The following is a 22,897-nucleotide window of genomic DNA, read 5'->3' as shown; positions in this document are numbered from 1 at the left end:
GCAAGTACGATACCCGACTGTAGAATGCTTGCACAAGGTTTGCGGTTGCCCTACGATGGCGACCGCAACTCTGCGGCCGGAACAAGAACAGCTGTGGAACGGAGATCCGGGTGAAGGCACCTCGCGCGGTGGTGATCGGGAGCGGGTTTGGCGGGCTGGCGGCCGCCGTCCGGCTTCGGGTGATGGGATACGACGTGCAGGTTCTGGAGGCGCTGGACCAGCCCGGTGGACGGGCGCGCGTCTTTCGCCGCGACGGATACACCTTTGACGCAGGCCCCACGGTCATCACCGCGCCCTACCTTCTCGAAGAGCTGTTCGCGCTGGCGGGGCGGCGGATGGAGGAATACGTGCAGCTGGTGCCGGTAGACCCGTTCTATCGTATTCTCTTTCACGACGGCAGCACCTTCGACTACGTGCAGGACGAGGAGCGGCTGCTGGCGCAGATCCGCGCCATGAGCCCGCGTGACGTGGACGGCTACCGCAAGCTGGCCGCGCACGCCGAGCGCATCTTCGACATTGGCTACACCCAGCTGGCCGATCAGCCGTTCGACCGCGCGCGCGACATGATCTGGGTCATTCCGAAGATGATCGCGCTGGAAAGCCACCGCACCGTCTACGGCCTGGTGGCGCGCTACATCAAGGACGAGCGGCTGCGGCGCGCGTTTACCTTCGAGCCGCTGCTCGTCGGCGGCAACCCGTTCACCACCACGTCCATCTACCTGCTCATCCACTGGCTGGAGCGCAAGTGGGGCGTCCACTTCGCGAAGGGCGGCACGGGCGAGATCGTCAGCGGCCTCGTCCGGTTGCTGGGGGAGATGGACGTGCCGGTGCGGCTGAACGCGCCGGTGGAACGCATCGAGGTGAGCAACGGCCGCGCGTCCGCTGTGTGCCTGGAAGGCGGCGAGCGCATCGCCGCCGACGTGGTCGTCAGCAACGCGGACCCGTCGTACGTCTACACGCGGATGATCGACGGCGCGCACCGACGGCGGAACACGGACGCGGCGGTGGCGCGCAAGCGGCAGTCGATGAGCCTGTTCGTGGCCTACTTCGGCAGCACCAAGACGTTTCCCGACGTGGCGCACCACACCATCGTGCTGGGCGAGCGGTACAAGGGGCTGCTGAACGACATCTTCGCGCGCAAGCGGCTGGCGCCGGATGCATCGCTCTACCTGCACGCGCCCACGCGGACGGACCCGTCGCTCGCGCCGCCGGGGCACGAGGCGCTGTACGTGCTTTCCCCCGTCCCCAACAACCGCGCCGGCATCGACTGGAAGCAGCAGGCAGAGCCGTACTTCGAGCGTATCCTGGAAGAGCTGGACCGGCGCGTGCTGCCGGGGATCAGGTCCACCGTGACCAGCCCGTCGTTCCTGACGCCGGACGAGTTCGAGCACGACCTGCGCTCGGTGGATGGCGCCGCGTTCGGCCTGGAGCCGCGGCTGACGCAGTCGGCCTACTTTCGCTACCACAACCGCTCGGACGACGTGGCCGGACTCTACTTCGTGGGCGCGGGGACGCACCCGGGCGGCGGGGTACCGGGCGTGCTGTCGTCGGCCAAGGTGCTGGAGCGCGTGGTTCCCCGCCCCGCGCACCCCGCGGCGGTCCCCACGATGGCGGGTGCGGCGCGATGACGTACCTGCAGTTCCACCTGATCTTCATCTTTCCCCCGCTGCTCCTGCTGGTGCTGACCTCGGGCAACGTGCTGCGGCGCATCGGGCCGCGGGCCATCCCGTCGCTGGCCGGCGTGGTGCTGGTGGCGCTGATCTACACCACGCCGTGGGACAGCGAGCTCATCCGCCGTGGCGTGTGGGGATACGGCCCGGAGCGGGTCATCGGCACCATCGGGCTGATCCCCATCGAAGAGTACATGTTCTTCATCCTGCAGCCGCTCCTCACCGGCCTGTGGTTCTACCGGATGATCGGCCCGCGCGACGCGGACGCTCCGCCCGCACCGCCGGCCGTGCGCTGGGGGCCGGCCGTCGGCTACGCGCTGCTGGCGGCGTGGGGATGGGTGCTGCTGCAGCGGGAGGAGGGGACGTACCTGGGGATGATCCTGGCCTGGGCGGCGCCGGTGCTGGCGGCGCAGTGGGGGGTGGCGGGCGGGCGCATCGGCGCGGCGCGGCGGACGTTTCTGCTCGCCGTCGGCATCCCCACGCTGTACCTGTGGATGGCGGACGCGATCGCCATCCGCCTGGGCATCTGGCACATCAGCGAAACGCTTACGCTGGGGATCAAGTTCGGTCCGCTGCCGCTGGAAGAGGCGACGTTCTTTCTGGCCACCAACCTGCTCGTGGTCCAGGGGCTGACGCTCTTCCTGCACCCCTTCCACAAGCCCGTCGCGCACACCGCCGCCGCGCCAGCCAGCCGATGAGAGCGGATCCGCACGAACGGTGGGTACGGACGGTCACTGTCATTCTGAGGAAGGCGCCCACACCGCCTCCTCCGCGGCGCGTGGCAGCCCGTGCGCTGACCGAAGAATCTCCTTCGGCGGCAGGCGGGGCTTCTCGCACGCGGACCGGTCGTAGCCGACGGAGTGGTGCGCCCATCCGGCAGATTCTTCGGTCTGCGCACGAACCCTGGTGCGTCCGGACGGATCGGGGCGTGCGCCTCCCTCAGAATGACACCGTTCGCCGGACTCGCGAGTTGGCTTTCTTTCCGGATTCGGCATGAGGCGCAACACGGATTGCGACGTCGCCATCGTGGGCGCGGGGCACAACGCGCTCATCAGCGGGGCGTACCTGGCGCAGGCGGGCTACCGCGTACGCGTCTTTGAGCGGCGGCACGTGGCGGGGGGCGCCGTATCGACGGAGGAAATCGTCCCCGGCTACCGTTTCGACCTGGGCGGCAGCGCGCACATCCTCATCCGCAACACGCCCATCGTGCAGGAGCTGGGGCTGGAGCGGCATGGGCTGGAGTACATCGATCTCGATCCGCTCTTTTTCGCGCCCTACGCCGACGGCACCACGCTCTTCTTTCACCGCGACGTGGACCAGACCGTCCACGGGATGGAGACGCTGTTTCCCGGCGAGGGCGAGGCGTACCGCCGCTTTCTGGACGACTGGCGCCCGTTCGCGCGCACGGTGAAGGACGCCTTCCTGAGCGTCCCCAGCCCGTTGGAGCTGGGGAAAAAATTCATCTTCGGCAAGGCCGTGCAGGGCGACTGGAAGCGTGCGCTGCGGACGATCCTGAGCCCGTACGGCGAGGTGGTGGACCGCTACTTTCGCGAGGAAAAGGTCAAGACGCCGCTGGTCTGGATGGCGGCGCAGAGCGGCCCTCCGCCGCACGAGCCGCTGACCGCGCCGTTTCTGCTCTGGCAGCCGCTCTACCACGAGGGTGGGATTGCGCGGCCGCGGGGCGGAAGCGGGATGCTCACGCAGGCGCTGGCGCGGCACATCCAGGCGCACGGGGGCCAGGTGCAGGTGGGCGCGCCCGTGGAGCGGATCGTGGTGGAGAGCGGGCGCGCGGTGGGCGTGGAGACGCGGGAGGGCGGATGCACGGCGCGCGCGGTGCTCAGCGGCGCGCACGTGCTGGAGACGCTGGGCCGGCTGTTGCCGGAGGCGCACCGCCCACCGGGGAGGGACGGCATCCGCGTGGGGAACGGCTTTGGCGCGGTGCTGCGGCTGGCGCTGCGCGAGCCGGTGTCCTACGCCGCGTCGCCCGGCCGCGAGGCGCGCATCGGTCTCCAGCTGCTCTGCCGCGACCGCCAGCAGATCGCCGACGCCTACGCCGACTATCTGCGCGGCGAGCCCACCCGCGATCCGCCCATCGTGGCGATGACCTTCAGCGCGGTAGACGATTCGCTGGCGCCGCCGGGCGGCGAGGTGCTGTGGCTGTGGGCGCAGTACTATCCGTACGAGCTGTCCGGCGGCCGCAGCTGGGACGACATCAGCGACCAGGTGGCGGACAACATCCTCGACACCTTTGAGCGGTACGCGCCGGGGACGCGCGACAAGGTGGTGGGCCGCCTCTTTCAGCATCCGCTGGCGCTGGAGCGCGACCTGGGGCTGCCACGCGGCAACGTGATGCACGTGGAGATGAGCCTGGACCAGATGTTCGGGCTGCGGCCGATGGCGGGAATGGCGAACTATCGCAGCCACCTCAAGGGCCTGTACCTCACCGGCGCCAGCACGCACCCCGGCGGCGGCATCATGGGCGCGTCGGGGCGGAACGCGGCGCGGGCGGTGTTGCGGGATCTGGAGCGGCGGAAGGTGTGACCCGCGGGCCCTCTCCCCCGACCGGCCTTTTGCTCGTTCCTCGCAACGGAGGTCGACCCCTCCCCCAACTTCGGGGGAGGGGTAGCGTGGGAGAAGGTTCATCGCGCATCGGGTGGTCGTCGTGCAACTGGCCCTCCACGCGCGACGGGCACCGTCGACACGAGCAGGTGAAGCCCCGTTTTGCGAGGAACGAGCAAAGACGGGGCTTATGGCCTTTATAGCCCCGGGTTTCAACCCGGGGTGCCGTTGGCGAGCGACAAAGCCCGATCGATCCCTTGGCAACGCGCGGATTACCCCGCGGCGGAGCCGGTGCCACCCGCGTCGGCAATCTCCCCCAGCCGCCGTTCGATGAAACGCCGCTCCGGCTCCTGCCGCGCGAGGGCGAGCGCGCGGTCGTAGGCCTCGCGCGCGTCGGACGTACGGCCCAGGCGGCGGAGGAGGTCGGCGCGGGCGGAGTGGGCCAGGTGGTAGTCGGCCAGCTCGCCGCGCGCGAGAAGGGTGTCGATGAGGGCCAGACCGGCGGCGGGGCCGTCGCGCATGGCGACCGCCGCGGCGCGGTTCAACTCGACGACGGGGGACGGATCGGCGCGCAGCAGCACGTCGTACAGGCCCACGATCTGGGGCCAGTCGGTCGCGCCGGCGGTGGGCGCCTCGGCGTGCACGGCGCTAATGGCGGCTTGCAGCGTGTACGGCCCAAAGCGCCTCGAGCGGATCGCCCGCTCCACCAGCGCCTCACCTTCCAGGATCAGGGTGCGATCCCAGCGCGCGCGGTCCTGGTCCGCCAGCAGCACCAGCTCGCCCTCCGCCGAGGTGCGGGCGGCGCGGCGCGACTCGTGGAGCAGCATCAGCGCGAGCAGCCCCAGCACCTCCGGCTCCGGCAGCAGCTCCGCCAGCAGCCGCCCCAGCCGGATCGCCTCGCCACACAGGTCCGCGCGCGTAAGCGAGGCGCCGGAGGAAGCGGAATATCCTTCGTTGAAAACGAGATACACCACCTGCAGCACCGCGTCCAGCCGGTCCGGCAGGTCCGCCAGCGCGGGCACCTGGTAGGGGATGCGCGCATCGCGGATCTTGGCCTTGGCGCGCACGATCCGCTGGGCCAGCGTGGGCGCGCCCGTCAGGTAGGCGCGCGCGATCTCCTCCGTCGTAAGCCCGCACACCTCGCGCAGCGTGAGCGCCACGCGCGCGTCGGGCGAGAGCGCGGGGTGGCAGCAGGTAAAGATCAGCCGCAGCCGGTCGTCCTCCACCCCGTCCGCATCGTACTCGGGCGGATCGTGCACGGCGGATTCGAGGTGCGCGGCGACCTCCGCCAGGCGCGCGTCAAAGCGGGCGCGGCGGCGGATGGTGTCGATGGCCTTGAAGCGGCCGGCGGAGACCAGCCACGACCGCGGATTCGCCGGCACGCCGTCGCGCGGCCACCGCTCCAGCGCCGCGGCAAACGCATCGTGCAGCGCCTCTTCCGCCAGGTCAAAGTCGCCCAGCAGGCGGATGAGCGTGGCCAGCACGCGGCGCGATTCGGCGCGATAGACGGCATCCACCACGTGCCGCGCATCATCCGCCGCATGCTCGCTCGCCATGGGCTTACGACTGCGGCTGGCCGAAGTCGATGACGGGACGCACCTCGATGCACCCGGTGCGGGCGGACGGGATCTTCGCCGCCAGTTGCACGGCCTCGTCCACATCCCGCGCCTCGATCAGGTAGAAGCCGCCCAGCTGCTCCTTGGTTTCGGCGAACGGGCCGTCCGTCGTGGACATCCTGCCGTTGCGGATGCGGACGGTGACCGCCGCCGCCACCGGCTCCAGCGCCTCGCCGGCGAGCAGGTGCCCGCCGGCTTCGATCTCCTCCCCGGCCGCCATGCACTCGGCCAGGTATGCGTCGGCTTCGGATGGGGGCATCGCGTCCCAGTCCCGCTCCTCGTCGTAGATCAGGCACAGGTACTTCATCGTGGCTCCGTCTGGCTGGATGGAATCGAACGGACGGGAACGCGGCGGGCCCGGCGCGGATCCAGCCGCACCGGGCCCGTCATGCCGACAACCCTACATCTCACCGAAATCGACGATCGGCCGCACCTCAACGCTGCCGATGCGCACCGACGGGATCTTCGCGGCCACCTGGATGGCCTCGTTCAGGTCCCGCGCCTCGATCAGGTAAAAGCCGCCCAGCTGCTCCTTGGTTTCGGCGAACGGGCCGTCCGTCGTGGTCACCTTGCCGTCGCGGACGCGCACGGTGGTGGCCGTCGCGACCGGCTGCAGCGCCTCGCCCGCAACGTACTGCCCGGCCGCGCGGATGCCGTCCGTAAACTGGTAGTACTCGGCCATCTCCGCGTCGGCCTCGGCCTTGGACATGGCTTCCCACAGCTTTTCGTCACCGTAGATCAGGCACAGGTACTTCATCGGGATTCTCCCATCGATGGGTGGATGACTGCCGCGAACACAGATGGTCGAACGGGAGGGGGCGAAATCGACATCGCCACCGGCGCGGAATCGAAATTCGTATTCAATCATCCAAAATCAACGGAGTCAACAGAGACTGTGCTCCGTTGACTCCGTGTGCCGACAGCTCGGCGGGAACGCGCGAACGCCCGTGCCGTATATTCCCCCTCCCGCGCAGTTTGCGGGAGGGGGTGGCGCGCTCTCGGGCGCCGCCGGGGGAGGGCCCTACGCGTCGCGGTACGGCACCTCGATCACCAGCCCGTCGAACGCGGAGACCACCTCGGGAAAGACGGCGCGGGCCTCGCGCTCCAGCACGCGCGGATCGTCGGCGTAGCGCGGGGAAAAGTGGGTGAGCACCAGCTTGCGCGCCTCGGCCGCCCTGGCCACCTCGGCCGCCTCGCGGGCGGTGGAGTGGCCGGTGTGCTGGGCGCGGTCCGACTCGTCCTGCGCGAAGGTGGCTTCGTGGATCAGCAGGTCGGCGGACTGGGAGTGCTCGATGGTGACCTTCGTGGGCCGCGTATCGCCCGTGTACACCACGCGCCGCCCTGGCCGCGCCGGCCCGACCACGTCCTCCGCGCGGTAGACGCGGCCGTCCACCTCAACCGCCTCGCCGTGGTGCAGCTTGCCCCACAGCGGGCCTTCGGGAATGCCCATCTCCCGCGCCTTTTGCGCGTCGAAGCGTCCCAGCCGCGCGTGCTCCACCACCGCGTAGCCCAGCGAGAGGCCGCCGCGGTGCTGCGTGCGGAACGCCACCACGTCGTACACGCCGCGCGACACCGTGTCGCCGGGCGCGAGCTCGCGGATGCGCACCTCGAACGGCACGCGCTCCACCCCCAGCTCCACCGCCTGCCGCATCAGCTCGGTGGTGCCGCGCGGCGTCCACAGGTCGATGGGCTCTTCGCGCGCCTGCAGCCCCAGCGTGCGCAGCAGCCCGATGACGCCCAGGAAGTGGTCCGCGTGCAGGTGCGTAAAGAAGATGTCGTTGAACGAGAACCCGGTCCCGTAGCGCATCATCTGCCGCTGCGTCCCCTCGCCGCAGTCGAACATCATTACGTCGCCCTCGCGCTGGATCATCAGCGAGGACACGTTGCGCCCCACCGTCGGGCGCGCCGCGGCGGTGCCGAGGAAAGTGATGCGCATCAGGAGTACGAAAGTACGAAAGTACGAGAGTACGGAGCGGCGTTACTCGCCGCCCCTCGACTCTCCACGCTCGCCACGCCGCCCGATCGCGCCACGCGTCCCGCCTCCACGCCGACTCCGGAAACGTACTTTCGTACCCTCGTACTTTCGTACTTCCTCACGCCGTCACCACCTCGACCCTCAGCCCCGGCTCGATCTCGGTCTTGGGGATCAGCGCCGGCCAGTACGCCATGATCTCCTGCACCGCCGGGCGCCCGCCCGCAAAGCCGGTGACCGACGGCGGGCCGGCCAGCACCAGCGGTGCGATCTCCTTGGTAAAGCGCTCCACCGCCGCCTTGTCCTGCCCGCGCACGCCCCAGCGCACCGTCACCTCGGGCAGGTCGCGCGGCAGCGGGCCGGCCAGCGGACCGTGCGTGGCGTTCCATCCCACGTACTCCGTCAGCACCTCGTCGAACTTGAGCCCCAGGCGGTCCAGCCGCTCGCGCAGCACCCGATCGGCCACCTGCGCCTTTTCCACCGCGTCGGGCCAGGAGTAGACGAGCGTTCCCGTCGCCTTGTAGCCGTCGGAATAGGCGATGCTCACCTTGAGCAGCGGCGTCGCCGGGCCGCCGCGCACCCCGTGCACGCGCACCCGGTCCGCCCCCGCGTCCTCCAGCCGGATGCTGGTAAAGTCCGCCACCACGTCGGGCGTAATGTAGCTGCGCGGATCGCCCATCTCGTACACCAGCTGCTCCTTGACCGTCGCCAGCGTAACGCGGCCGCCCGTGCCGTCGTGCTTGGTGACGATGAACGAGCCGTCCGGCGAGGCCTCGATGATGGGATAGCCCACGTTCGCCAGCTCGGTGATGTTGCGCCAGTCGACCAGGTGGTTGCCGCCGCTGGCCTGCGCGCCGCACTCGTTGATGTGCCCCGCCACCACGCCCGCGGCAATGCGGTCATGGTCGTCCACGCTCCAGCCGAACTCGTGGATCATGGGCGCGTAGGTCAGCGCCGTGTCCGTCGACCGGCCGGTGATGACCACGTGCGCATCCTGCCGCAGCGCCTCCACGATGGGCCGCGCGCCGATGTAGGCGTTGGCGCTCTGCACGCGATCGAGCACCGTCGACAGCGGCTCGCCCGTCTCCATGTTCTTGAGCTCCACCCCGCGCGCCAGCAGGTCCGGCAGCCGCTCCAGAATGTCGTCGCCGCTGATCATCGCCACCCGCGCGCGCCCGCCCAGCCCCACCTTGCGCGCCTCCTCCAGCACCGCGTCGCGGCAGCCTGCCGGGTTCACGCCACCGGCGTTGGCGATCACGCGAATGCCGCGCTCCACCACGGCGGGCAGAATGTCGCCCATCAGCGGCACAAAGTCGCGCGCGTACCCCGCCTGCGGGTTGCGGCTGCGCTGCTTCTGCATGATCGACATGGTGACCTCGGCCAGGTAGTCGAGCATCAGGTAGTCGATCTGGCCGCCCTCTACCTGCTGCTTGGGCGCGTCGAGCTGGTCGCCCCAGAAGCCCTGGCCACTGGCGATGCGGATGGTCTCTTTCATCAGGTCCGTGTCGGTCGATAAAGCGCGCCCGGGCGCGTCATTTCAGTATATGCGAAAGTTCCAGCGCTGGAACTTTCACGGGTGGAACCGCCGTCCGTCCCGCGCCGCGTCAGAGCGCCGCCCGGTCGCCCGCGTGGCCACGGATGATGCGGCGTGCCTCGTCCGCGTCTCTGCCCAGCGCGCGGAGAGGCAGATAGTGCGCCGTGTTGCGGTCGATCCAGAACAGCAGAAAGCCGCCGGCCCGCTGCACCTTGCGGATGCCGGGCCACGCCGTGGTCATGCGGTTGCCGCCCGCGGTGAACGTAAGCCCCGCCTCGCCCAGGCGCATCCGCACCGGCGCCATGCGGCCGCGCGCCAGCGCCCTGCCCAGCAGCAGAAAGAGCAGGCTCAGCGCCGGGATGATCACCAGCGCCAGCGTGGCCCCGCCGATGAGCAGGTACAGGTTGTCGCGCACCCCCTGCGGCCCCAGCGACCAGCGGAACAGCGCCAGCAGCGCCACAGGCACGCCGATCAGGTAGCCCGTGAACTGCTTTCCCTGCCGCGAGCGGAACCACACCTGCTGCCGCGCCGCAAAGTCTTCCCACACCGTCGTCGCAAACTCCAGCGAGATGCCCGGCCCGCTCTCGACGTCAGCCGACGGAGATGTCGCCGGGGCCTGGTTCACGTCTGCGAGATCGGCATCTGCAGCCGCGGCGGCGCGTCCGCGGGCGATGATCTCGCGCGCCTGCTCCAGCGCGCGCGCCTCGCGCAGCACGCGGAGCGGAACGAAGTAGCCGCCGGTGTCGTCCAGGTCGAAGACCAGAAACTCGTCCGTCTCCGTCACGCCGCGCACGGAAGCCCAGGCGATGGTGTTGCCGCCGTGCGCGTCCGAGGCCGTAATGCCGCTCTCCGCGATCGTCACCCGCGCGGGCCCGCCCGCCGTGCGCCGGATCCGCCGCACGTGCAGGATGTTGGGGAGCGGCGAAAGAAAGTAGCCGGCGACCAGCGCCACCAGCAGCCAGTCCGCCCCGTCCATCCGCCGGTCGCGGCCGTACAGCAGCAGGACGGCCAGCGGCAGCCCGATGGCCAGCCCCACCAGCTGCTGGATGCGGATCTGCCGCCCGCGCCCGTGCCGCTGCGCGGCCTTCTGCGCCCGCAGGTGCTCCGCGAAGGTGGGGTTCAGCTCAAAGCTAAGCTCCCGCGCCGGCGCGGGCGGCGAAGACGTGCTCACGATGGCGTCGGCGGATCGTTGGCGCGGATCATCATCATCCCCAAAACAAATCCGGAGGCCGCGCGTGCAGCCTCCGGAGAGTCATATATCACCCGCCCCGCCACGGCGGCAACCCGGCTACATGTTCACCGAGGCTTTAGCACATCATCTACAGCCACTTCCAATCCGCCCAAAGCGGATGACTTCCACGACTCGCCCGCGCCGTACGTTCGTACCTGCGCGTACTCGCCCGCGACAGGGTTCTGATGGACGGAGATCTTGTCGCGCGTCAGATCCACCAGCCAGTACTCGGGAATGTCGGCCTGGGCGTACCGCCCGGATTTCACGTGGCGGTCGTACCGAAGTGACGTGTCTGATACTTCGATAACGACCAGTGCGTCCTCATGCGTAGGGTGCGCCTGCTCGTACTCATCCGCGCTTGCACGAAGCACCACCACATCGGGCATCGGCCGATACTCGTCGGGAAGAAAGAGCGAGCCGTGGGCACCCACAAGCGCTTCACCAACGCGGGGAGTGAGAAACCGAATCAGTCGTATGATGCAGGCGGAGTGACGGCTTCCTTCTGGACTCATCGCAATGATCTCCCCGTCGATGAGTTCGACGCGCTCGTTCTCAGTCAGCGCACCAATCTCGCCTAGCCTGTAATAATCCGGACTCGAAAACCGAACCGGGACACCGCCCTGGTAGGGAACGCCATCGATCAGCGTGGTTCCACCTCGCGGAATGATGCCGGCATCGGCCATGCGAGACAGCTGCTGCTCGGTAAACCGGTACGGCTGCGCAAATTGAACGGCCATGCGTCCCTTCCTTCCGTCGCGACTGCAAGAGTGTTCGACAGCGAGGACATCCTGACGAAGAAGCGGACGGCATCAACTCTAATGTCGTCCGCCCCGAAACGTCAATTCTGTATCCTTTCACGCCACAGGCGCGCACCTACACGTTGGGCGGCAGGACGAAGGCGCGCAAATGCGATCCTTCGTACGGCGCCCGGGGTGCCGGGTAGATCAGGCTCCCGACGTCTGCAGCAGATCTTTTGCCGAGATGGTTCTGCCCCCAAATGCTGGAGATGTGAACGAGGCCTCAATCCCGTACTCCACGACATCCCGGTATCCGCCGGCCCTGGGGCGGCGATGGACGACCACGTGGTTCCTGGGAAGATCCAGGACCCAGTACTCCGGGATGTTCGCCTCGGCGTACAGACGGCTTTTCTTCCTTCGATCGAAACCGACCGAAGTATCGGCGACTTCAACGAGCAGCACGCAATCTTCGGATTGCGGAGCCTGCCCGGGCAGTTTTCCCGGCGCCAGCCGCAGCACGGCGAAGTCGGGGTACGGCTGCCTCCGCTCTCCGATCGTCACCCCGCTCTGCGGTGACACGAACATCTCATCCCCCGCGAGCGCAACCAGATACTTGTTCAGATAGATCACGGACCAGATGTGGCGCGGGCCTACAGGTGTCATCTCATACACCTCTCCGTCGATCAACTCCACCCGTTCATCAGGTGCGATGATGCCGGCCTCGCCCATCCGCTGGAACTCCTCGACGGTGAACCGCCTGCGCTCCGGTTCAACGCCGATTTCGTCCTCGATCTCGTTCTCCATCTCGATCGCGGTGCTCATCTGCGCTCCTGGATACCTCGCCACTGCACGATCGACACGCAACGAAAGGGCCCGACAAGCGAACGGAGTAACTCTACCGTCGGCTGCCGAGCCCGTCAACTCTGTATCCTTTCACGCCACCGCCGTGCACCTACATGTTGGGCGGCAGGACGAAGGCGCCCAGGTGCGGGCCAGGGTTGTTGAGCGAGGTGCGCAGTGCCAGCGCCAGCGCGGCGCGCGTCTCGTCCGGCAGCACCACGGCGTCCACGAAGCCGCGCGCGGCGGCGAACTTGGCGTCCAGCTGCTGGTCGTAGTCGGCGCGGACGGAGGCCATCTTGGCCTGCATCTCCTCGTCCGGCTGCTTTCCTTCCTTCTTGAGCGCCTCCAGCTGCGGGCCGAAGAGGGCCGCGACGGCGCTGTCGCCCTCCATCACCCCCATCCGCCCCGTGGGCCAGGTGAAGATAAAGTCGGGGTCAAAGCCCTGCCCCGCCATGGCGTAGTACCCCGCGCCCGACGCGTGGTTGAGGGTCAGCACGATCTTGGGCACGCCCGCCGTCGCCATGGCCTCCACGAAGCGCGCGCCGGCGCGGATGATCCCCGAGTGCTCCGCCTGCGAGCCCACCATGAAGCCGCTCACGTCCTGCACAAACAGGATGGGCGTGCCGTGGCGGCTCAGCGTCTCGATGAAGAACGCTACCTTGTCGGCCGAATCGGCGTAGATGATGCCGCCGAACTTGGGCGCGCCGCCGTGCGGATCCTTGAGCATCCCCCGCGCGTTGGCGATCACGCCGACGGGGATGCCCTGGATGCGCGCGTGGCCGCAGATCATCTCCGGCGCGTAGTCCGCCTGAAACTCGTCCAGCGCGCCGCCGTCCAGGATGCACGACAGCACCTGGCGCATGTCGTACGGCTGCTTGTGGTCTTCCGGCAGCAGGTCGTACAGCTCCGCCTCCGGCCGCGCGCCCGGCTTGGCCTCCGTCACCGGCAGCGCCGTCGTCTCACGCGGAAGCTGCTTCACCAGGTCGCGGATCTTGGCGATGCAGGTGCGGTCGTCGGGCGTGCGGTAGTGCGCCACGCCGCTGATGGCGTTGTGAGTCAGCGCGCCGCCCAGGGTCTCGGAATCCACAGTCTGCCCCGTAGCGCCCTTCACCAGGTTGGGCCCGCCAAGACCCATGAACGACGTGCCCTCCACCATCAGGATCACGTCGCTCAGCGCCGGCAGGTAGGCGCCGCCGGCGATGCACGGCCCCATGACGGCGGCGATCTGCGGCACCTTGAGGTAGCGCCGCATGATGCTGTTGTAGTAGAAGATGCGCGACGCGCCGTACTGCCCGGGGAAGACGCCGCCCTGGTACGGCAGGTTCACGCCGGCGCTGTCGACCAGGTAGATGATGGGGACGCGGCAGCGCATGGCGATCTCCTGCGCGCGCAGCATCTTGGTAATGGTCTCGGGCCACCACGAGCCCGCCTTGACGGTGGCGTCGTTGGCGATGACCACCACCTCGCGCCCGCACACGGTGCCGATGCCCGTCACCACGCCGGCCGCGGGCGCCTGCCCCTCGTACTGGTCGTGCGCGACGAGCATCCCCACTTCCTGGAAACGCGAGCGCGCGTCCAGCAGCAAGGCAATGCGCTCGCGCGCGGTCAGCTTGCCGTCGTTGTGCTGCTTCTGGATGCGCTTGGGCCCGCCGCCCTGCCGCAGCCGCGCCTCCAGGTCGCGGAGCTCCTGCGCAAGCTTGCGGGCGCGGCCCTTGGCGGGCGGCGCTTCTTCGGCTGCCGGGGTGGCGGTTGTCACTGGGCGACGGCCTCGCGGTCGCGGCCGTGCTCGGTGAACCAGCCGCTGATGTACTCCACCGCCTGCGACGTGGTGGTGCCGGGGCCGAAGAGCTTGCCGATGCCGCGGCTTTCCAGCGCGGCCATGTCCTCTTCGGGGATGATGCCGCCGCCGGTGATCAGGATGTGGTCGGCGCCTTCCGCTAGCAGCGCCTCCTGCACGGCCGGGAACAGCGTCATGTGCGCGCCGGAGAGGATGGAGAGCGCCACCACGTCCACGTCTTCCTGGATGGCGGCGCTGACGATCATCTCCGGGGTCTGGTGCAGCCCGGTGTAGATGACCTCCATGCCGGCGTCGCGCAGCGCGGCGGCGATCACCTTGGCGCCGCGGTCGTGGCCGTCCAGGCCGGGCTTGGCCACCAGCACCCGGATCTTCCGTTCAGGCATAGTCAGATGAAATTGGCGGACATGGTGACGAATTGCCGCGCTCCCCGAACGCGGTACAGATGGCGTAACATAAGGCGCAATGCGAGGCTGCGGCAAGCTGAGGTTGCAGCCCGCGTGCCGCTTCGGCCGGCTTTGAGCTCGGGCGGCTGAAGCCGCGGCTGGAACGGCACAAAGCCCCGCAAACTGCGCGGGGCTCGTTGCGGACGCTTCGATGCGGTTGGGCGGGAGGAAGTGTCGGCCACAGTCCGCGGAGGCGGACTTCGTGAATTTCCAGCCGCGGTTTCAACCGCCACGACCGCGGCTCGGGCCCCGCATCACGGAAGCGAGGCGCGGATGCGGGCGGCGGATTCGTCGATCATGCGCGACAGCTCGGCGGCGGGGTACCAGCGGCCGGCGCGCATCACGCCGGCGATGCGCGTGGTGTTGCGGATGTCGGCGAGAGGATCGGCGTCCAGCAGCACCAGGTCGGCGCGCTTGCCGGGCTCTACGGTGCCGCTCTCCGCCAGCGTGCCCAGCCACTGGGCGGGGTTGCGGGTGGCGGCCTCCAGTGCGGCAAAGGGCGGCAGGCCGGCATCCACCAGGCTCTCCAGTTCGCGATGCAGCGTCCAGCCGTATAGAAGAAAGAACTCGGGCGAGTCGCTGCCAGCCAGTATGCGCCCGCCGGCTCCGTGGATGGCGCGGACGATCCGGTTTCGCGCCTCGATGTACCGCGCCCGCCGCGCGGCGGAAGGCGGATTGTTCCAGTAGTAGTCGCGCCCCTCCCGCATCTGCCGGCGCAGCGAATCCGGCAGCACGGCGTAGTCCGGGCGCGCCTCGATCACTGAATCCGGCTGCCCGGTGCCGAACGCCAGCTTGAAGAACGTGAGCGTGGGGCTGCTCCACACCCCCGCGGCGGCGGTCGCGCGACCCAGCGAGTCGAGCTTGGCATCATCCAGCCAGTCCAGGCTCTCCCAGTTGGCGGGACGGTAGATGAGGTAATCCGATACGGAAGCCGTCATCGGCGCGCCGTCCCGCAGCGCCGCCTCAAAGTACATGTTCAGGTGCTCGATCTGCTGCCCCGCGGCCAGCGCGCGCGCCAGCCCCACCTGCTGATCCACGTGGCCGATCACCTTGATCCCGCGCCGCGCCGCCTCGTCCATCACCGCTTCGTACACGGGGACGGAGATCATGATGGTGAGCTTGATAAAGTCGTATCCCGCATCCGCCACCTGGCGCACGGCGACGCGCGCTTCCTCCGGCGTGGTGACCACGATGCCGTTGAAATACGGCTCGCCGTACCGCCGCCCGGCGAATTGCGGGCTGGCCAGGTAGAGCGCGGGCCCCGGGATCTCGCCGCTGGCCACGCGCGCCCGCAGCGGAAACTGCTCCGGCGTGCCGATCATCAGCCGCGCCGTGGTTACACCGTTCGCCAGCATGATGCGCAGCTCGTCGGGCGCGACGGAGTCCGGCACGGCGGCGTCGGAAAGCAGGTGCGCGTGCATGTCGGCCAAGCCGGGGATCAGGTACTTCCCCGCACCGTCCACCCGCCGCGCGCCCGCCGGCACCCGCGCGCTCGCCGCGGAGCCGACCAACACGATGCGCCCGTCGCGCACCAGCACCGTCTGGTCGTGCAGCACGCGCTCGCGGTCCATGGGAATCACGGACACGTTGGTGAACGCCACCACCTCCTGCGCCGCCGCGGGCGTGCGCGCGATCGTGAGAAAGATGCCGATGAGGATGCCGGAGGCGAGTCGCATTCGCATATCCTGCGTGCTGAGAGGCGGATGAAAGGGAGCGGAGAAGGATATCCCCGGATGATGAGCGGCGGAACGCGGGAGGTGCGGATTTCGTGATCGAGGGACGGAGCGTGGAGGCGAGGGACGAACGGCGGGAGCCTCACCCCGGCTCGTTCCTCGCCTGCCCCTCTCCCACAAACTGCGTGGGAGAGGGGATAAACGGCACGGGCGCTGGTGTGCGTCGGATCGTGTCGTGCGAGACGGTGGGCCGCCTCCCTCCCCGGCCCTCGCCGCTAAGCGCGCCAACCGCGTGGCGGAGGGAGAACAGCAGCCAACCCATACTTCCGTACCTTCCTTACGGCCGCGGATGGCGCGCGGCGATGGCTTCCAGGCGCGTGCGGATCTCGTCGGCGGGGAGCCAGCGGCCGCGCGCCATTACGCCGGCGATGCGCTGCAGGTTGGCGACGTCGGCGAGCGGATCAGCGTCCAGCAGCAGCAGGTCGGCGCGGCGGCCTACGGCGATGGTGCCAAAGGCGTCGTTGCGCTGAAAGTAGTCGCCCACGTTGCGCGTGCCTGTGGCGATGATCTCGTACGGCGACATCCCCGCGGCGCGCATGCGCGGAAACTCGCGATGCAGCGAAAATCCGGGCACGCTGAACTGCTGCGGCGCGTCCGTGCCCATCAAAATGCGGCTGCCGTTGCGGTGCAGCGCCGCCAGCACCTGCTGGCGCGCCTCGATCACGCGGCGCGCCGTGCCGGCGTCGTACTGAGGATCGGCGCGGCGCTGGTTGTACGCGTTCACCCACGCCTGCACCGACTGCGGCGACACGTAGCGCAGCTCCGGGTACGCCAGCAGCGAATCCAGCGGCAGCGTAACGTACAGCACCTCCCACAGCGCCATGGTAGGCACCACCCACGCCCCCGCCTCGCGCGTCATCCGCACCGCGGAATCCAGCTTCGCGGCGTCGAGCGACACGTCCTCGCCGGCCGCGTACTCCACGTAGCCGTCCGCGTGGTCAAAGGTTTCCTGCCCCATCCGCAGAGCGTGCATCAGCCCCACCTCTTCCGGCACGTGGCCGCCAAAGCGCAGCCCTTCCTGCGCCGCGGTGCGCGCCATGGCGTCGTACTCGGCGCGGGTAAGGCCGGGGTGGATCTTGAGCAGGTCCCAGCCCTGCGCGCGCTGCTCGCGCACCATCCGCACGGCATCATCCACCGTGTTGACGGAGTTGCCGTTGAAGCTGGGGCCGGCCAGGTACAGCGTGGGCCCCAGCAGCTCGCCCTGCGCGGTGCGGCGGCGAAGCTCCAGCTGGCCCGGCGCGCCCAGCATCCCGCGAACCGTGGTGATGCCGCTGGCCAGGTACAGAAACAGCACGTCCTCGGTGTTCTGCGCCGGCGCGCTGGGCGGGGGCACGTGGCCGTGCATCTCGGCCAGGCCCGGGACCAGGTACTTGCCGCGGCCATCTACCCGCCGCGCGCCGCCCGGCACCGCGACCGACGCGCTGGGGCCCACGGCGATGATGCGGTCGCCCTGCACCAGCACGGTGTGGCCGGGGAGCGAGCGCTCGGTATCCATGGGGATGACGGTCACGTTCTCGAACGCCGTCACGCCGTCCGCGGATTGCGCGCAGGCGGCGGGCGGAAGCACCGCACCCAGCAGGAGCGCGGCGGCGGAGATGGCGCGGCAGAGGCGGATGAGCTTCATCGCGTGCGGACCTTTGGCAGGTGGTGTGGGATGTGGATCGTGGTGCGGCGAAAAATTTAGCATGAAATACTGCAACGCTGCCCGCCGATGCGCCAGAGATGTGGGATGAAGCGTAGCCGTGCGCCGCGGGATGTGGGGGCGATGGAGCGCTCGATTCGACGGCAAGGGCGAATAAATTCGCGGCAACAACCACACGAAGTCCGCCTTCGCGGACTGGAGGCCTGGGTGCGAAAAGAACGTTTCGTGGGCGTGGCGGGATCGGTGCAGGCCGCATAGACCCGGCGGCTGGCACGGGCGCATCACACCATCACACCATCACACCATCACACCATCACACCATCACACCCGATCCGGCGCCAGAATCTGCACCGTACCCCACGGCTCCACGGAGAGCGGCGTGGAATCGACCACGTCGCCGTTGACGTGCGTGGGCTCGGCGCGGCCGTCGGTGGCGGCGACGGAGAAGCGCCGCGCCCGCAGCGTTTGGACGCCAGGGACGCGTAGTTGGGCGGTACCAGGCAGTTCCACGCCCACCCAGAACGCAGCCAGCCGGGCGCGGGACGTCCCGCGGAACAGAACCAGGTCGATGAACGCATCCGCGGGATTCGCATCGGCCACCAGCACGTGCTGGCCGGCAAAGTGGCGTGGCACCGTCGCCAGCACCTGCGTGGCGTCAAGGTCGATGGGGCGGCCGTGCTCGTCCTGGCCGGTCACGCGCAGCGGGGGAAAGTCGTAGCGCGCCCACTCGCGCACGCCGCGCGTGCCGATGGCCAGCATCCCCAGCGCGTCCTTGGCGCCCGCGCTCACCCGCCCCATCGCCCGCGCGTCGAAACCCACGCCTATCCCCAGCAGCACGGCGCGCTCACCCGCGCGCCAGGTGCGGAACGGCCGCGTGTGCGCCGCATCCGCCACCGCCGCGAAGGCCCGGCGCCAGCTGGACGGCAGACCGCACTCGCGCGCGATCACGTTCACCGTGCCCGTGGGGATGATGCCCAGCGGCACCTGCGACGCGATCAGCGCGGCGGCGCACTGCCCCAGCGTCCCGTCACCGCCGGCGGACCAGACGGCCTGGTGGCGCGGCGCCAAGTGCGCGCGCACCAACTCCGTGGCGTGGTCCTGGCCGCGCGTCAGGTGCAGTTCCGCTCTCCACCCGTTGCGCGCGAGCTCATCCACGACGGCTTCCGGCGCGGGTCGGCGCCAGCGCTGGCCGGCGGCGGGATTGTAGATGAGGAGCGATGGGCGCATGGGCCGCGCTTCCTCGCAAACCGCTGGCCGAAGCGCCGACGCCCGAAGCGTGGCGGGCCGGCCGCCCTCCCGGGCGGAGGAAAAGATGACAGGACGTATTGGCGGCGGGCGCGGATGATGGGAATGAGCGGACGGCGCCGACCGGGCAGACGGGCGGATGCGGACAGGCGGACGGCGCGGATGGGGCGGACGGGTGAACGGGCGGATGCGGACAGGCGGACGGCGCGGATGAGCGGGTAAACCCGCTGCTGGGAAAGCGACAAGCCCCGTCCGGCTCGCTGACGCTCGCCGGCCGGGGCTTCAACTGCTCGTGAAAACGGCGCCCGACGCGCATGGCGGGCCCATCGTATTCCGATAGCGAGGCGACCTGTCGGCCACAATCCGCGCAGACGGATTTCGTGATTTTCCAGCCGCGATTTCAATCGCCCGAGACAACGCCCGTCGCGATCACACCATCACCGGCCACGCTCGCACTCTCGCACTCTCGCACTTTCGTACTCTCGTACTCTCGTACCCCACACTCAATCCCGCCGCTCACAGACCACGATCAGGTCTTCGCTGCTGTGGATGAAGGGCGCAAACTGCCAATCGCCCCACCAGTCGATGGGCACCAGGCCCGCCTGGCGCAGCAGGGCGTTCCACTCAGTGGCGGTGCGGATGCGCAGCTCGTGGTACTTTTCGCCCTTCTTGTCACCCTTGCTCCAGCGCGTCCACTCGCGGCTCACGCCCTCGATCACGTCGAACTCGCGCTCCACCCACACCGTGGCGCCGCCCGCCGTCTCCCACCAGTCGCGCTCCGTGAATCCGCCGACAATGTGGTCGCGGTGCATCGTCTCCATCACGAACACGCCGCCGGGCTTGAGCGCGTCGCGGGCACCGCGCAGCACGCGCAGGTCCTCCTCATCCGAGAGAAAGTAGCCGAGCGACGAGTAGAGCGAGAGCACGGCATCGAACCGCCCCGTCCACGGGATCTCGCGCATGTCGCCCTGCACGAAATCGACGGACACCTTCGCGGCATCGGCCCGCTTCCTGGCGCGGGTCAGCAGCGTTCGCGACCAGTCCAGGCCGGTGACCTTGAAGCCGCTGCGGGCCAGCTGCACCGAGTGCCGCCCCCAGCCGCACGCCAGGTCCAGCACCTCGGCGTCCGGCGGCAGCGGCACCATCTCGCGCAGCCCCTGGATCTCGCGCTCGGTACGCTCCGGCGTAAGAAAGTCGCGGTAGATGTCGACGAACGTCTCGTCGAAGTAGCCATCCCACCATCCACGGCTGGCCGTCACGGCAGCACGTCCAGCAGGTCGTGGATGCCGCGGATGCGCTCACAGTCCTTGTCGTCCCACTTCCACAGGGGGTCGATGAGGATGGCGCGCATGCCGGCGGCGCGGGCGCCCTGTACGTCGATCTCGTAGATGTCGCCCACGTACACGGCTTCCTCCGCCTCCACGCCCATCTGCTCCAGCGCGTGATGGAAGATGCGCGGATCGGGCTTGTCGATGCCGACGAGCCCTGAATCGACCACCAGCTCAAAGTGCTCGCGCAGCCCCACGGACTCCAGCAGCGGGTCGATGCGGCCGTCCGCGTTGCTGATGACACCCAGCCGGTAGCCGCGGCGGCGAAGCTCGTCCAGCGTCTCGGCGGTGCGCTCGCGGACGTTGCCCCACAGGTTCTTTTCCGCGTGGCGCGCGAACATCTGCTGCGCCAGCGCGGGGAACGCGGCATCATCTACCCCCACCCGGCGAAAGATCTCGGCGAAGAACAGCTTGCCGCGGGCGCGCTCGTCCAGGTTGTCGGCGCGGGCCAGCTGGTCGAACAGCAGCTTGGTGTCGTACTCCGCCGCCATCAACCCCTCCATCGTGGTCTCCACGCCGTGCTCGCGCAGCGCCTCGACGATGTAGGGGTGGTCCAGAAAGATCAGCGTGTTGCCGGCGTCGAAGAGCACGGCCCTGGTGTCGGTCATCAGAACGCCGCAGGTACGAAGGATGATGCGGGCCGTCCCCCGGCCCGGAAGCGACAAGATGCACCGCTGGCCGCGTTTGCGCGACCCGCAACCGCCTCGGCGATGAAACGGAACGAGGCCGGCGAACGCGCGTTCCGCCGGCCTCGCTGCCGTCATTCTTGCACGCGAAGGCTACGGCAGCGGCTGCCAGATGGTGGGTGAGGGGTCCAGGCCGTCCGCCTGCTCCAGAACGTACATCAGGAACTCGTCCTGTTCTTCCGGAGAAGTCAGGTCCGCCTCCACCTCCTCGCCGGCCGCCAGGATCAGGGGCATCATGTCCCAGCGCCAGGCGCCACCCTCGCGTACGAAGTGGATGTCTCCGTCGTAGCGCAGGATGGCGCGGTCGCCTTCGCCAAAGACCTCGCTGCCGGACACGAGGTCGCCGATCTCGGGGGCGTTCAGCCATCCCTCGTCAATGGTGAGCGCGAACCCGCCATCAGCGGGAAGGGCGCGCAGCTGGGCGGCGGAAACGCGGTGGCGGTACATCAGGATCATCATGCGATCCATCAGGGTGACCGCGCGTACCTGCTCCTCGGTCGCCGAGATGGCCATGGCAAGCATGCGATTGTAGTAGTCGCGCGTCTCGCGGCTCACCAGCCGCGCCGCTGCGTTCCCGTCCCCGCTGCGGGTGGCGTACTCGTACTGCCGCACCACGTTGCGAACGGCCTCCGCCTCCGCGCCCGCAAGCGGCGGATACGGAGCTTCGGACTGCGCGGCGGCCGGCGCGGCGTGCGAGAGGGCCAGCGCGGCGGCGAACACGGAAAAGATGGAGCGGATGGAGAGCGCCATCATCAAAACCAGTGAGCGGGTGGCGAGCATGGGCGAAAAAACCGCAGCGTTCCAACATGCCCGCCCCGCACCTTCCGCGCAACGGAAGCCGAACGGCGGCACTCGCCGGCGCCGCGCGCCTACTTGCGAGCCCGCCGCGCGCATCCTATCTGTTTGTTCGCAGTCCTCATCCCCCACGAACGGCGCCGCACCGCCTCACCGCGGCGGCCGCGGGGGATCTCACTTCGCGAATCCACCCCGGCGGGAGCGGCACCCCTTGGCGCAGCCCGTGGACGTTTCCCTTTCCGTAAACGGCGCCCCGCAACGGCGCGCGGTAGAGCCGCGCCTGCTGCTGAGCGACTTTCTTCGCCAGGACCTGGGCCTTACCGGCACGCACGTGGGGTGCGAGCACGGCGTGTGCGGCGCGTGCACCGTGCTGCTGAACGGCGAAGCCGTGCGCTCGTGCCTGGTATTCGCCGTGCAGGCGGACGGGGCAGAGGTGACGACGGTCGAGGGGCTGGACTCCGGCGGCGAGCTGCATCCGCTGCAGGAGGCATTTCGCGATGCCCACGGGCTGCAGTGCGGCTTTTGCACGCCGGGGATCCTGATGTCGATGGTCCCGTTTCTCCGCGACCATCCGGACCCCGACGAGCCGACGATCCGCGAGGCGCTGTCCGGCAACCTGTGCCGCTGCACCGGCTACCAGAACATCATCCAGTCGGTCGCGCTGGCGGCGGAGCGGATGCGGGAGCGGCCCTCCCCCGGCGGCGCCTGAGAGCGCGCCACCCCCTTCCCGCGAACGGCGCGGGAGGGGGGATACACGGCACGGGCGGTGGGGCGCTCCGGATACGCCGGCGCAGGCCCCCTCCGGGCCGGCACCACCGGCCCACCTCCCCCGAAACTGCCGGGGGAGGTTGAAGTGAGCCGAACCGTCTGAAGCGCGATCAAATTCTCCCCTCTCCGTGAGGAACGAACGGGGAGGGGCCGGGGGAGGGGCACCGCGTCAGACGCAGTCCGATGCCGTTCGAAGCGCGTCCGAAGTTCTTCTCCCCCCTGCAGTTCGGGGGGGAGAAGCCGGGAGAGGGGGGGGCGCCGGCGGCCGCAGTTCGATGCCGTTCGAGGCCGTCCAGATCC

General features: G+C 69.2%; 20 protein-coding genes. 4 read left to right on the top strand and 16 right to left on the bottom strand.

All coding sequences use genetic code 11. From position 1 onward, the window contains the following. Nucleotides 1-110: 110 nt before the first annotated feature. The 3 genes from ACOJUJ_RS18955 (at nt 111) to ACOJUJ_RS18945 (ending at nt 4,211) form a co-directional block, all read left to right on the top strand. Nucleotides 111-1,628, top strand: a complete 1,518-nt coding sequence (locus tag ACOJUJ_RS18955; RefSeq protein ID WP_420128465.1) for a phytoene desaturase — start codon at nt 111-113, stop codon at nt 1,626-1,628. Further along, complete coding sequence (locus tag ACOJUJ_RS18950) at nt 1,625-2,368, top strand: lycopene cyclase domain-containing protein (protein WP_420128464.1); 744 nt, start codon at nt 1,625-1,627, stop codon at nt 2,366-2,368. Before ACOJUJ_RS18955 ends, ACOJUJ_RS18950 begins: the two co-directional genes overlap by 4 nt. 295 nt (nt 2,369-2,663) lie before the next feature. Beyond that, a complete protein-coding gene (locus tag ACOJUJ_RS18945) occupies nt 2,664-4,211 on the top strand; it encodes a phytoene desaturase family protein (protein ID WP_420128463.1) in 1,548 nt (515 codons plus the stop codon). Between the two features lie 290 nt (nt 4,212-4,501). On the opposite strand, the gene ACOJUJ_RS18940 is transcribed toward ACOJUJ_RS18945, so the two are convergent. The 16 genes from ACOJUJ_RS18940 to ACOJUJ_RS18865 all read right to left on the bottom strand — a co-directional run bounded on the left by ACOJUJ_RS18940 (nt 4,502) and on the right by ACOJUJ_RS18865 (nt 21,814). Further along, the gene (locus tag ACOJUJ_RS18940; protein ID WP_420128462.1) at nt 4,502-5,785 is read right to left on the bottom strand and encodes an RNA polymerase sigma factor; all 1,284 of its coding nucleotides are present in this window, start codon (nt 5,783-5,785) and stop codon (nt 4,502-4,504) included. A gap of 4 nt (nt 5,786-5,789) precedes the next feature. After that, the gene (locus ACOJUJ_RS18935) at nt 5,790-6,152 is read right to left on the bottom strand and encodes a YciI family protein (RefSeq protein ID WP_420128461.1); all 363 of its coding nucleotides are present in this window, start codon (nt 6,150-6,152) and stop codon (nt 5,790-5,792) included. A 93-nt stretch (nt 6,153-6,245) separates the two neighbouring features. Next, the gene (locus tag ACOJUJ_RS18930) at nt 6,246-6,602 is read right to left on the bottom strand and encodes a YciI family protein (RefSeq protein WP_420128460.1); all 357 of its coding nucleotides are present in this window, start codon (nt 6,600-6,602) and stop codon (nt 6,246-6,248) included. Nucleotides 6,603-6,866: 264 nt separating this feature from the next. Then, complete coding sequence (gene rnz / locus ACOJUJ_RS18925) at nt 6,867-7,781, bottom strand: ribonuclease Z (protein ID WP_420128459.1); 915 nt, start codon at nt 7,779-7,781, stop codon at nt 6,867-6,869. A 157-nt stretch (nt 7,782-7,938) separates the two neighbouring features. Continuing rightward, nucleotides 7,939-9,312 carry an acyclic terpene utilization AtuA family protein gene (locus ACOJUJ_RS18920; RefSeq protein WP_420128458.1) on the bottom strand — a complete coding sequence of 458 codons (1,374 nt, stop codon included), beginning with the start codon at nt 9,310-9,312 and terminating at the stop codon, nt 7,939-7,941. 109 nt (nt 9,313-9,421) lie between these two features. Beyond that, entirely contained in the window at nt 9,422-10,522 is a 1,101-nt protein-coding gene (locus ACOJUJ_RS18915) for a YcxB family protein (protein ID WP_420128457.1), read from the bottom strand. Nucleotides 10,523-10,647: 125 nt separating this feature from the next. After that, nucleotides 10,648-11,319, bottom strand: a complete 672-nt coding sequence (locus ACOJUJ_RS18910; protein WP_420128456.1) for a Uma2 family endonuclease — start codon at nt 11,317-11,319, stop codon at nt 10,648-10,650. Nucleotides 11,320-11,526: 207 nt separating this feature from the next. Beyond that, nucleotides 11,527-12,141, bottom strand: a complete 615-nt coding sequence (locus ACOJUJ_RS18905; protein ID WP_420128455.1) for a Uma2 family endonuclease — start codon at nt 12,139-12,141, stop codon at nt 11,527-11,529. 130 nt (nt 12,142-12,271) lie between these two features. Continuing rightward, the gene (locus ACOJUJ_RS18900; protein ID WP_420128454.1) at nt 12,272-13,915 is read right to left on the bottom strand and encodes an acyl-CoA carboxylase subunit beta; all 1,644 of its coding nucleotides are present in this window, start codon (nt 13,913-13,915) and stop codon (nt 12,272-12,274) included. Further along, nucleotides 13,912-14,340, bottom strand: coding sequence for a cobalamin B12-binding domain-containing protein (locus ACOJUJ_RS18895; protein ID WP_420128453.1), 429 nt, complete (start codon nt 14,338-14,340; stop codon nt 13,912-13,914). Before ACOJUJ_RS18895 ends, ACOJUJ_RS18900 begins: the two co-directional genes overlap by 4 nt. Before the next feature lie 314 nt (nt 14,341-14,654). Further along, the gene (locus ACOJUJ_RS18890; RefSeq protein ID WP_420128452.1) at nt 14,655-16,076 is read right to left on the bottom strand and encodes an amidohydrolase family protein; all 1,422 of its coding nucleotides are present in this window, start codon (nt 16,074-16,076) and stop codon (nt 14,655-14,657) included. Nucleotides 16,077-16,410: 334 nt separating this feature from the next. Next, nucleotides 16,411-17,757 carry an amidohydrolase family protein gene (locus tag ACOJUJ_RS18885; RefSeq protein ID WP_420128451.1) on the bottom strand — a complete coding sequence of 449 codons (1,347 nt, stop codon included), beginning with the start codon at nt 17,755-17,757 and terminating at the stop codon, nt 16,411-16,413. A gap of 339 nt (nt 17,758-18,096) precedes the next feature. After that, a complete protein-coding gene (locus ACOJUJ_RS18880) occupies nt 18,097-19,002 on the bottom strand; it encodes a diacylglycerol/lipid kinase family protein (RefSeq protein ID WP_420128450.1) in 906 nt (301 codons plus the stop codon). A gap of 521 nt (nt 19,003-19,523) precedes the next feature. Beyond that, on the bottom strand, nt 19,524-20,279 hold the full coding sequence (locus tag ACOJUJ_RS18875; protein WP_420128449.1) for a class I SAM-dependent methyltransferase: 756 nt from the start codon (nt 20,277-20,279) through the stop codon (nt 19,524-19,526). After that, nucleotides 20,276-20,956, bottom strand: a complete 681-nt coding sequence (locus ACOJUJ_RS18870; RefSeq protein WP_420128448.1) for an HAD-IA family hydrolase — start codon at nt 20,954-20,956, stop codon at nt 20,276-20,278. Before ACOJUJ_RS18870 ends, ACOJUJ_RS18875 begins: the two co-directional genes overlap by 4 nt. 171 nt (nt 20,957-21,127) lie before the next feature. Beyond that, nucleotides 21,128-21,814, bottom strand: a complete 687-nt coding sequence (locus tag ACOJUJ_RS18865) for a hypothetical protein (RefSeq protein WP_420128447.1) — start codon at nt 21,812-21,814, stop codon at nt 21,128-21,130. 226 nt (nt 21,815-22,040) lie between these two features. On the opposite strand from ACOJUJ_RS18865, the gene ACOJUJ_RS18860 reads away from it, so the two are divergent. Further along, a complete protein-coding gene (locus ACOJUJ_RS18860; RefSeq protein WP_420128446.1) occupies nt 22,041-22,538 on the top strand; it encodes a (2Fe-2S)-binding protein in 498 nt (165 codons plus the stop codon). Nucleotides 22,539-22,897 lie beyond the last annotated feature (359 nt).

This window comes from Longimicrobium sp. (assembly GCF_048594345.1).
Taxonomy (GTDB): Bacteria; Gemmatimonadota; Gemmatimonadetes; order Longimicrobiales; family Longimicrobiaceae; genus Longimicrobium.
The sequence above is the reverse complement of the archived record's forward strand: the minus strand, read 5'-3'. Positions and strand labels throughout refer to the sequence as shown.

Coding starts and splice junctions, on each gene's coding strand:
- rnz (WP_420128459.1), bottom strand. CDS start 7,781: ATGCGCATCACTTTCCTCGGCACCGCCGCGGCGCGCCCGACGGTGGGG.
- ACOJUJ_RS18865 (WP_420128447.1), bottom strand. CDS start 21,814: ATGCTCGCCACCCGCTCACTGGTTTTGATGATGGCGCTCTCCATCCGC.
- ACOJUJ_RS18940 (WP_420128462.1), bottom strand. CDS start 5,785: ATGGCGAGCGAGCATGCGGCGGATGATGCGCGGCACGTGGTGGATGCC.
- ACOJUJ_RS18905 (WP_420128455.1), bottom strand. CDS start 12,141: ATGAGCACCGCGATCGAGATGGAGAACGAGATCGAGGACGAAATCGGC.
- ACOJUJ_RS18885 (WP_420128451.1), bottom strand. CDS start 17,757: ATGAAGCTCATCCGCCTCTGCCGCGCCATCTCCGCCGCCGCGCTCCTG.
- ACOJUJ_RS18870 (WP_420128448.1), bottom strand. CDS start 20,956: ATGACCGACACCAGGGCCGTGCTCTTCGACGCCGGCAACACGCTGATC.
- ACOJUJ_RS18930 (WP_420128460.1), bottom strand. CDS start 6,602: ATGAAGTACCTGTGCCTGATCTACGGTGACGAAAAGCTGTGGGAAGCC.
- ACOJUJ_RS18935 (WP_420128461.1), bottom strand. CDS start 6,152: ATGAAGTACCTGTGCCTGATCTACGACGAGGAGCGGGACTGGGACGCG.
- ACOJUJ_RS18880 (WP_420128450.1), bottom strand. CDS start 19,002: ATGCGCCCATCGCTCCTCATCTACAATCCCGCCGCCGGCCAGCGCTGG.
- ACOJUJ_RS18920 (WP_420128458.1), bottom strand. CDS start 9,312: ATGAAAGAGACCATCCGCATCGCCAGTGGCCAGGGCTTCTGGGGCGAC.
- ACOJUJ_RS18910 (WP_420128456.1), bottom strand. CDS start 11,319: ATGGCCGTTCAATTTGCGCAGCCGTACCGGTTTACCGAGCAGCAGCTG.
- ACOJUJ_RS18890 (WP_420128452.1), bottom strand. CDS start 16,076: ATGCGACTCGCCTCCGGCATCCTCATCGGCATCTTTCTCACGATCGCG.
- ACOJUJ_RS18895 (WP_420128453.1), bottom strand. CDS start 14,340: ATGCCTGAACGGAAGATCCGGGTGCTGGTGGCCAAGCCCGGCCTGGAC.
- ACOJUJ_RS18950 (WP_420128464.1), top strand. CDS start 1,625: ATGACGTACCTGCAGTTCCACCTGATCTTCATCTTTCCCCCGCTGCTC.
- ACOJUJ_RS18945 (WP_420128463.1), top strand. CDS start 2,664: ATGAGGCGCAACACGGATTGCGACGTCGCCATCGTGGGCGCGGGGCAC.